10 protein-coding genes are annotated in these 8,627 nt (G+C 66.0%); 3 read left to right on the top strand and 7 right to left on the bottom strand.

Translation table 11 applies throughout. From position 1 onward, the window contains the following. The 5 genes from PMN64_RS40580 to PMN64_RS40560 all read right to left on the bottom strand — a co-directional run. The coding region (locus PMN64_RS40580) for an amidase (RefSeq protein WP_411784800.1) at nucleotides 1-1,169 on the bottom strand (1,169 nt) is incomplete at its 3' end. After that, on the bottom strand, nucleotides 1,166-1,396 hold the full coding sequence (locus PMN64_RS40575) for a hypothetical protein (RefSeq protein ID WP_279706456.1): 231 nt from the start codon (nucleotides 1,394-1,396) through the stop codon (nucleotides 1,166-1,168). The genes PMN64_RS40580 and PMN64_RS40575, both read right to left, overlap by 4 nt. A 78-nt stretch (nucleotides 1,397-1,474) precedes the next feature. Beyond that, on the bottom strand, nucleotides 1,475-1,762 hold the full coding sequence (gatC, locus tag PMN64_RS40570; protein ID WP_016843980.1) for an Asp-tRNA(Asn)/Glu-tRNA(Gln) amidotransferase subunit GatC: 288 nt from the start codon (nucleotides 1,760-1,762) through the stop codon (nucleotides 1,475-1,477). 361 nt (nucleotides 1,763-2,123) lie between these two features. Next, a complete protein-coding gene (locus tag PMN64_RS40565) occupies nucleotides 2,124-3,203 on the bottom strand; it encodes an NAD(P)H-dependent flavin oxidoreductase (RefSeq protein ID WP_411784799.1) in 1,080 nt (359 codons plus the stop codon). 18 nt (nucleotides 3,204-3,221) lie between these two features. Continuing rightward, complete coding sequence (locus tag PMN64_RS40560; RefSeq protein ID WP_411784798.1) at nucleotides 3,222-4,262, bottom strand: NAD(P)H-dependent flavin oxidoreductase; 1,041 nt, start codon at nucleotides 4,260-4,262, stop codon at nucleotides 3,222-3,224. 58 nt (nucleotides 4,263-4,320) lie between these two features. Between PMN64_RS40560 and PMN64_RS40555 the strand changes: the two genes are divergently transcribed. The 3 genes from PMN64_RS40555 (at nucleotide 4,321) to PMN64_RS40545 (ending at nucleotide 6,698) form a co-directional block, all read left to right on the top strand. Next, on the top strand, nucleotides 4,321-5,211 hold the full coding sequence (locus tag PMN64_RS40555; protein WP_411784797.1) for a LysR substrate-binding domain-containing protein: 891 nt from the start codon (nucleotides 4,321-4,323) through the stop codon (nucleotides 5,209-5,211). A 75-nt stretch (nucleotides 5,212-5,286) separates the two neighbouring features. Further along, the gene (ruvX, locus tag PMN64_RS40550; protein WP_411784796.1) at nucleotides 5,287-5,769 is read left to right on the top strand and encodes a Holliday junction resolvase RuvX; all 483 of its coding nucleotides are present in this window, start codon (nucleotides 5,287-5,289) and stop codon (nucleotides 5,767-5,769) included. 2 nt (nucleotides 5,770-5,771) lie between these two features. Continuing rightward, on the top strand, nucleotides 5,772-6,698 hold the full coding sequence (locus PMN64_RS40545; protein ID WP_411784795.1) for an AEC family transporter: 927 nt from the start codon (nucleotides 5,772-5,774) through the stop codon (nucleotides 6,696-6,698). 45 nt (nucleotides 6,699-6,743) lie between these two features. Here the strand turns inward: PMN64_RS40545 and PMN64_RS40540 are convergent, their stop codons facing one another. Further along, complete coding sequence (locus tag PMN64_RS40540) at nucleotides 6,744-7,862, bottom strand: GNAT family N-acetyltransferase (RefSeq protein WP_411784794.1); 1,119 nt, start codon at nucleotides 7,860-7,862, stop codon at nucleotides 6,744-6,746. Between the two features lie 353 nt (nucleotides 7,863-8,215). After that, nucleotides 8,216-8,627 (bottom strand): ABC transporter substrate-binding protein (locus tag PMN64_RS40535; protein ID WP_411784793.1); only part of this gene is annotated, 412 nt, incomplete at its 5' end.

Below are 8,627 nucleotides of genomic sequence, written 5' to 3'. Positions count from 1 at the left end.
TTCTTGATCAGCGTCCGGACCTTTTGCGCACGCAGATAATAGGCGTCGTAGTAGCCGGCCGACAGCACATAGGTGCCGATCAGCACGCGGCGGCGCACCTCGTCGCCGAAACCATCGGCGCGGGTGTTCTCGTACATCTCGATGATGTTCCTGCCCGGTTCGCGCAGCCCGTAGCGCACGCCGTCATAGCGCGCGAGGTTCGACGAGGCCTCGGCCGGCGCCACGATGTAATAGGCCGGCAGTGCATATTTGGTGTGCGGCAGCGACACCTCGACGAGCTCGGCGCCGGCCGCCTTCAGCCACTGCGCGCCCTCGCTCCAGAGCTTTTCGATCTCGGCCGGCATGCCGTCGAGCCGATATTCCTTGGGGATGCCGATCTTCATGCCCTTCACGGACTTGCCGATCGCGGCCTCGTAATCCGGCACGGCGATGTCGACCGACGTGGTGTCCTTGGGATCGTGCCCCGCCATCGAGCGCATCAGGATCGCGGCATCGCGCGTCGAGCGCGCGATCGGGCCTGCCTGGTCGAGCGAGGACGCAAAGGCGACGATGCCCCAGCGCGAGCAGCGGCCATAGGTCGGCTTGATGCCGACGGTTGCGGTGAACGCGGCGGGCTGGCGTATCGAGCCGCCGGTGTCGGTCGCGGTCGCGCCCATGCAGAGAGCCGCCGCCACCGCCGAAGCCGAGCCGCCGGACGAGCCGCCCGGCACCAGCGTGGTGTTGGAGCCCTCACGCCGCCACGGGTTGGTGACCGGGCCGAAGCACGAGGTCTCGTTGGACGAGCCCATCGCGAACTCGTCATTGTTGAGTTTGCCGAGCAGCACAGCGCCGTCGCGCCAGAGCTGCGAAGTCACCGTCGACTCGTAGGGCGGAATGAAATTGCCGAGGATCTTCGAGCACGCCGTGGTCCTGATGTCGCGGGTCGCGAACAGGTCCTTGATGCCGAGCGGGATGCCGGCGAGCGGTCCGCCCTCACCTTTTGCAATTTTCGCGTCGGCGGCCCTGGCCATCTCGCGGGCGCGGTCGGGCGTTTCGAGCACATAGGCATTGAGCACGCGCGCGGCTTCGATGGCGGCGAGATGCGCATCGGTCAGTTCGCGAGCGGTGAAAGACTTGCTCGCCAGGCCCTCGCGGGCCTCGGCGATCGTCAGCGATGTCAAATCAGTCATTTATTGATCGGGCTGCAGAAGAACGGAGACAGGGTCTTGTCGTTGGCGGGGTCGTCTTGGCGGGCTTTGGCATTTTCCTTGGCGCGGGCGGCGTCGAGCGCCTCAAGATGGTCGAGCACGGCGTCCATCGCCGCGTTGGGATCGGCGACCTTCCCCTTGCGTTCCATGGCATCGAGGAAGTCCATATAGGCCTTGTAGGCCTTCTCATCGTCGCACAGCAGACACATTGGGTTTTGTCGCTTTTGTTTGACGCGTTTTCTTCACGCGAACCGGTATCCACTTCGCTCGAAAACGCCTTGCTTGCGTTACTCGACCACCTTCGGCACCAGGAAGAAGTCGTTCACGGTGTCGGGCGCGTTGCGGACGATGACGTCGGCGATCTCGCCGTCATTGACCACGTCGGCGCGCTTCCTCATCTCCATCGGCGTCACCGAGGTCATCGGCTCGACGCCGTCGATATTCACTTCCGACAGCTGCTCGACAAAGGCCAACATCGCGTTCAGCTCGCCCTGGAGATGGGGAACTTCGGCGTCGCTGACCGCGATCCGCGCCAGATGCGCGATGCGGCGGACGGTCGTGGCGTCTACGGACATTATATAGGGCCTCGGGGCTGAAAGGTCAGCCTGCCGTATAGCAGAGGCCGGTTTTGCGCCGCAACCGCGCGAATTTGCCCGCCCGACGGGGCCTTGGAGCCCATCCGGCGACTCGGCAAGACATCCTGCCACGCATTCCGGCTGCGAAACGCACGATGAAACCACTTCGCGGCCGCCGCGAAGTCGTCCCGAAACATTTACGGCGCCTACTCCACCCAAACAAAAAGTTCGGAGCGCGTCATGTCAATGCTCAACGGCAGCCCCCGCCCGGAGGGCTGGGACCCCGCCCTCTGGTCAATCGGCACGGCGCTGGGGGTCGCGATCCTCTACCTGGCCTGCCTGGTCTGAACGAGGCCGCGCGTCAGGCCTGAGACAGAGCCGCCATCCGCGCCAGCGCGGCGCCGGCCAGCGCGCGGGTCAACTCGGCCGCCGGCATTTCCTTGCCCATCCGCACCGCCTGCCCGGCCCACAGATTGGTGAAATCGACCTTGCCTTGCTTTTCGGCAGCCGCCTTCAACGGTCCGAGGGCGGTCGCTGCGTGCGGGAACGCCGGCGCGTCCGGCGAGATCGGCCCGACCTCGCGCATCACACGGTTGGCGACGCCGCGCGCCGGGCGCCCGGTCATCACATTGGTGATGACGGTGGATTCGTCGCTCGCCTGCGCCAGCGCGACGCGGGCCTGCGCCGTCACCTTGGACTCCGGGCAGCGCAGATAGGCCGAACCGACCTGCACGCCGGAGGCGCCGAGCGCGAACGCCGCTGCGATCCCGCGCCCGTCGGCGATGCCGCCGGCGGCGACCACCGGCACCTTCACCGCATCCACCACCTGGGGCAGCAGCGAGAACGTCCCGGGCTGCTCGGCGATGTTGTCGGTCAGGAACATACCGCGATGGCCGCCGGCATCGGCGCCCTGCGCGATGATAACGTCGGCACCGTTCTCCTCGAGCCAGATCGCCTCCTTCACCGTCGTTGCCGACGACATCACGGTGGCGCCGGTGGCCTTCACCCGCTGCAGCAGGTTTGCCTCAGGCAGGCCGAAATGGAAGCTGACGACCTCGGGCTTCAACTCCTCGACCACGGCGCAGAACGCCGCATCGAACGGCGCGCGGTTCGCCGCGTTGATCGGCGCATTCGGATCGAGGCCGTGCTCGCGATAATACGGCGCCAGCCGTAGCCGCCAGTTCGCCTCGCGCGCCGGATCGGCGTCGACCGCCTTGTGGCAGAAGAAGTTGAGGTTGACCGGCGCTGATACGCGCTGACGGATGATGTTGACCTGCTCGCGCGCCTTCTCGGCCGACAGCATCGCACATGGCAGCGAGCCGAGCCCGCCGCCCTGCGCCACCGCAATCACCAGCTCCGCATCCATCACGCCGGCCATCGGCGCCAGCACGATCGGGAATTCGGTCTTGAAGCGATCGATCAATCGACGGTCCGGCCACATGGTGTGTCTCGCACTTGTTCAGGTCAAAGAGGAAAGAGAGTTGCGCCGGCCCTGCAGCGACTGCTCGGCCTCGGCGACGATGCGGCCGACGATCTCGGCCGCCGGAACGATATCATGGATCAGGCCGACGGACTCGCCGGCGAACACCGCGGCGACATCGAAATTGGCCGCGGCCTTCGCGGCGGCATACTCCACCGCGACCTCGTCAGCGCGCTGCATCAGCTCGATCTCGCGGCCGCTCCAGCGCCGCAGATGATCGTTGGCAAGCGAACGCGCGGTGAATGGCGCCGGCCACATCAGCTTGCGCGACCAGTCGAACACCACGCCGCGCACCGTCTCGCCGCTCTTTGCCGCACAGATCAGCTGCTTCGCCTGCTCGGCCGCGTCGGCCTCAACGCTGGCGTAGAAGCGCGTTCCCATCAGCACGCCGGATGCGCCGAGCATCATCATCGCCGCGAGGCCACGCCCGTCCGCGATGCCGCCGGCCGCCACCACAGGCACGCGCCCTGCCGCGAAATCAATAATCGCCGGCACGATGTCGAGCGTGGTGCGCGATGCGCCGTGACCGCCCGCCTCGGTGCCCTGCGCGATCAGGATGTCGGCGCCGCAATCGAGCGCCTGCCGCGCCATCTCCTCGCTCTGCACCTGGCAGATCAGAAGCGCGCTTGCGGCCTTGATCTTCGGCGCGAACGGCGCGGGATCGCCGAATGACAGCATCACTGCGCGCGGCCGCGCATCCAGCGCGATGTCGATCAGCTCGGGCTGCTTTGCGAGGCTCCAGGTGATGAAGCCGATGCCGAACGGCTTTGCAAAACCCTTCAGCTTCGCGGTCTCGGTCTGCAGCCGCGTCTTGTCGCCGTAGCCGCCGCCCAGAATGCCGAAGCCACCGGCATTGCTCACCGCCTTGACCAGCCCGCTGCCGGCAATCGTGTCCATCGGCGCAAGCAGGATCGGATGCTCGACGCCCAGACGAGCCGTCAATTCGGTGCTGATCGGCATGCGCTTGCTCCCTGTTCTGGACTTGCTGTTCTGGACTTGCAGCCTAAGCGGGCCTAACATTCTCGGATAATGAATACTAGAGAACGCTACCATCTCTAAATCAGAACGGTGGTCCCAGATGGAATTGACCGACCTGCTCACCTTTTCCACCGTCGCCCGGCTCGGCGGCATCACCCGGGCCGCCGACGAGCTGAACACCGTGCAGTCGAACGTCACCCAGCGCATCAAGGCGCTGGAGGCCGAGATCGGCACCGCGCTGTTCGAGCGCCACAGCCGCGGCATGTCGCTGACCGGCGCCGGCCGCCGCCTGTTGCCCTATGCGCAGCGCATGGCGGCGCTGTCGCGCGAAGCCGTGCTCGCTGCGCGCGACGATGGCGAGCCGAAGGGTCCGCTGTCGATCGGCTCGATGGAAACCACCGCCGCAGTGCGGCTGCCGGCGCTGCTCGCCGAGTTTCATCGCCGTTATCCGGCGGTGCGCCTGACGTTGCGCACCGCGCCGACCGCGGACCTCGTGGCCGCCGTGCTCGACGGCTCGCTCGATGGCGCCTTTGTCGCCGGTCCGATCGAGCATGCCGAACTGTCAGCAACATCCGCCTTCACCGAGGAACTGGTGCTGGTCACCGCGCAGCGCTGGAAATCGCTGGCCGCCTTGCGCGCCGGCACGCCGGAGTCGGGCCCGACCGCGCTGGTGTTCCGCACCGGCTGCACCTACCGGCAGCGTCTCGAACAGGTGTTCACCGAGTTCGGCTGGCCGTCGGCCGCCCGCTTCGAGTTCGGCACGCTCGACGGCATGGTCGGCTGCGTCGCCGCCGACATGGGCGTCACCCTGCTGCCGCGCGCCGTCGTCGAGCGCGACCATGTCCAGCGCGACATCAACATCCACAAGCTCAATCCGCAGCATGCGCATGTCGAGACGCTGTTCATCCAGCGCCGCACCGCGCATCAGTACAGCGCGTTGCAGGGGCTGGCCGCGTGCCTCGGTGGCGACGAGCGGGTGATCGCCGCCTGACCGGCGTTTTCGCATGGACGCCTGCCCGCAGCCGGGCTTTGCCTCGGCGCGCGGCTGCGTGCTAATCGCAAGGGCATGCCCGCCCCCATCCTTCCCCTGGTCGAAGCTGCGCCGCACTGGCCCGAGCGCGGCGCGCTTGTCGGCCTCGACCTCGGCACCAAGACCATCGGGGTCGCCGCCTCCGATCCGGACCGGCGGCTCGCCACCGGCGTCGAAACCATCCAGCGCAAGCAGTTCAAGGCCGACGCGGCGCGGCTGCTCGCGATCGCCGCCGAACGCAACGCCGTCGGCTTCGTGCTCGGCCTGCCGATCAACATGGACGGCAGCGAAGGCCCGCGCGCGCAATCGACCCGGGCCTTTGCCCGCAACCTCGCCGGCCTCACCGCGCTTGCGATCGGGCTGTGGGACGAGCGGCTCTCGACCGCGGCGGTCGAGCGCGAGCTGATCGGAATGGACGTCAGCCGCGCCCGGCGCGCCGAGGTGATCGACGAGCACGCCGCGATCTTCATCCTGCAGGGTGCGCTGGACCGGCTCGCGAAGCTGCGCGGAGAGCGCTGACCATGGCCGTGGTGATCGCGGCGCTGCTGCCGGTGTTCCTCCTGATCGTGCTCGGCTTCGTCCTGAAGCGCACGCTGATGCAGCTCGATACGCAGTGGCACGGGCTGGAGCAGCTGACCTATTACGTGCTGTTCCCGGTGCTCCTGGTGCAGACCCTGGTGAAGGCCGACCTGACCAAGGTGCCGGTCGCGGGCGTCGGCGGCGCGCTGCTGCTCGCGGCGCTGGTGATGTCGCTGTTCTGTCTCGCGCTGCGCGGCCCGCTGGCCCGCGCCGGCGTTGACGGCCCCGCCTTCACCTCGATCTTCCAGGGCGCGACCCGCTGGCAGACCTATGTCGCGCTATCGGTGTCGCGCAATCTCTATGGCAGCACAGGCCTTGCACTAGCCTCGGTCGCGATGGTCGCGATCATCCCGCTGGTCAATGTGTTCAGCGTCGCCGTGCTGGCGAAATATGCCTCGTCGGAAAAGCGGTCGACCGGCGTCATCGTGATGACGGTCGTGAAGAACCCGCTGATCTGGGCCTGCGTCATCGGGCTCGTCATCAATGTCGCGCACATCCCGCTGCCGCAGATCTGGCATGACGTCGCCGACGCGCTCGGCGGCTCGTCGCTGGCGATCGGCCTGCTCGTCACCGGGGCCGGGCTGCATCTGGAAGGCATCTTCCGGCCCAGCCTGGCCGCCAGCATCGCGCTGGTGCTGAAACTCGTGCTGATGCCGGTGCTTACGGTCGCGCTCGCGGTGTGGTTCGGCGTCACCGGGTCCAACCTCGCCATCGTCGCGGCCTGCGCCGCGGTGCCGACCTCCCCGTCAGCCTATGTGCTGGCGCGCCAGATGGGCGGCGACGCGCCGCTGCTCGCCCAGATCATCACGCTGCAGACGATTTTGGCCGCGGTCACGATGCCGATCGTGATTGCCGCGGTGGGGCTTTAGAAGGCGCACCCGATCGGCCTGGAATAGCGCCGCGCCTATCGGTTGCTACCAGACTTCGCGATAGTTCGCGAACTTGCGCAGGGTCTTGTCATAGCGGGCCGGGACGATCCAGGGCAACAGGAGCCTGAAGATCGCGTTCGGAAGCGGAGAGCGAAGCCGCACATAGAGGTCGAGCGGATCGAGGTCATGCCGCATCCGGAATTTCGGTTCGTAGCTGAGCCCCGTGCTTCGAAGCCACCTGTAACCGTTGGCGATCGCCCAATTCATCATGTCGCGAATGGTGTAGTAATAAAGATGGAGGTCGAGCGCGACAGCATAGTCGAGGCCGACATACTCCCAGAACAGACTGTCGCCTTCCACCATGCAAAGGCTGAAGGCGATCACCTTCCCACCGCGGCGCCAGATGAAGAAGCGGACCTTGTCCTTCATGTCGCTGCCGAGCCGGCGGAGATAGTCGGCTGTCAGTTTCTCGAAACGGAATTTCGAGCGATCGAAGACCTGCAGGTAGAGCGGATAGATCTCGTCGACGGCGTCCCTTGCGTCGTCGGTGACGGTAAGAGCGATGGTTTCACCGTCGGTTGCCTTGAATTTCTTGCGGAGCTGCCAGCGCGCCGACCGCGGCAGCGCATTTTGCATGTAGGCATCGAAGTCGTCGTGCTCGATATTGAGCGCCGTCATCGGCATGCTCGGCGCGCGGGCGAAACCGCGCCGGACGAAGCAATCCAGCACCGGCCTATAGCGCGCGGGGAATTCCTTCAGGACGATGAGCTGCGCCCGGCACGATCTTGCGAGAGTGACGATTTCGCTGCAAAGAAGCTCCGCGATCTTGCCGGACGGCACCGTGCTTGATCCCGCAAGATGCCCTTCCCCGGCGAAGCATCCGACCATCAGGGTGCGCATTCTGAGAAACCCGGGAACGAAGCGTCGGATGCGCGCCAGCAACGGCTGCCATTCCGCTCCGAGTCCTTCGAGAACGTCCTGGTCGAGAAGAAAAAACGGCTGGACGGCGTGGAGACAGCCCGCCCGGTCGATGATCGCGAAGTACCGGTATTCGACACGCTCGCGAAGCGTATCCTCCAGGATCTCGTAGTAACGGTGATCCTTGCGCAGGTCGGCGAAACTGGCCTCCCAAGCGGGACAACCGGCGATTTCGTCGCGTGTCACGATCTTTACGCGAAAAGGCGCTGTAGCAGCTGCCGCGTCCGCTACGCTTGTTGTATCAGCCAGACTGACTGCGTCTGACGCCAACGCAATGCTCCGGGTGATGAAAAGTTTTTCAATACAGTATCAATGTACCTGATTTGGCCGGGAGCTCCTGTGCCATTCGCGCAACAAGTTATTACTTTCGAAGTCGCGTCTCTTTCGAAGCCCCGTCGGCGCCGAGCGGCGCGCGCCCTCCCGCAATAGACCGGCCCGCCGGTCCCAGCGACGTAGCACCACAACTCGCCCTTGCGCTTCAGCAGGAGCGAGGGCCTGCAACGATTGGGCGCGGCTTGTACGGCTTCTCCTGATCGCCGCTATTTCCCGCCCGAACCGGCGAACGCCGTATCGAGCACATCACCGATCGGCTGCCAGCTGCGGCCGTCGAACTGAAGCAACCGCAATTGCTCGACCGGTCGGAACTGAGCTGTGTTGATCTTGATGCCGGGGAGCAGAGCGGACGCCTGATAATCCCTGAGCGCCGCAGCCTGCTTCATGACGTTCTCACGCGACAGGTCGTTGCCGCATTGCCTGAGCACCTCGACCATCGTTTCGGCGGCGGCATAGCCGTAGACTGCCGCCGCGTCATCCTTGCCGCCGGCTTTGGTATACTTGTCCAGGAAGCTGTGCCAGCCGCCCTGCTCCGTTCTCCAGGCCGGATCGCTCGCATCCTTCAGGAACGCGGCGGTGATGACGCCGGTCGCATTCTCCGTGCCGGCCGGCTTGAGC

The organism is Bradyrhizobium sp. UFLA01-814, from assembly GCF_046718885.1.
In the GTDB taxonomy this organism is placed as follows: domain Bacteria; phylum Pseudomonadota; class Alphaproteobacteria; order Rhizobiales; family Xanthobacteraceae; genus Bradyrhizobium; species Bradyrhizobium elkanii.
The sequence above is the reverse complement of the archived record's forward strand: the minus strand, read 5'-3'. Positions and strand labels throughout refer to the sequence as shown.

What these genes read in the sequence shown, in the direction of transcription:
- PMN64_RS40565 (WP_411784799.1), bottom strand. Translation starts at nt 3,203, where the DNA reads ATGTGGCCGGACCGTCGATTGATCGATCGCTTCAAGACCGAATTCCCG.
- PMN64_RS40555 (WP_411784797.1), top strand. Translation starts at nt 4,321, where the DNA reads ATGGAATTGACCGACCTGCTCACCTTTTCCACCGTCGCCCGGCTCGGC.
- PMN64_RS40560 (WP_411784798.1), bottom strand. Translation starts at nt 4,262, where the DNA reads ATGTTAGGCCCGCTTAGGCTGCAAGTCCAGAACAGCAAGTCCAGAACA.
- gatC (WP_016843980.1), bottom strand. Translation starts at nt 1,762, where the DNA reads ATGTCCGTAGACGCCACGACCGTCCGCCGCATCGCGCATCTGGCGCGG.
- PMN64_RS40545 (WP_411784795.1), top strand. Translation starts at nt 5,772, where the DNA reads ATGGCCGTGGTGATCGCGGCGCTGCTGCCGGTGTTCCTCCTGATCGTG.
- ruvX (WP_411784796.1), top strand. Translation starts at nt 5,287, where the DNA reads ATGCCCGCCCCCATCCTTCCCCTGGTCGAAGCTGCGCCGCACTGGCCC.
- PMN64_RS40575 (WP_279706456.1), bottom strand. Translation starts at nt 1,396, where the DNA reads ATGTGTCTGCTGTGCGACGATGAGAAGGCCTACAAGGCCTATATGGAC.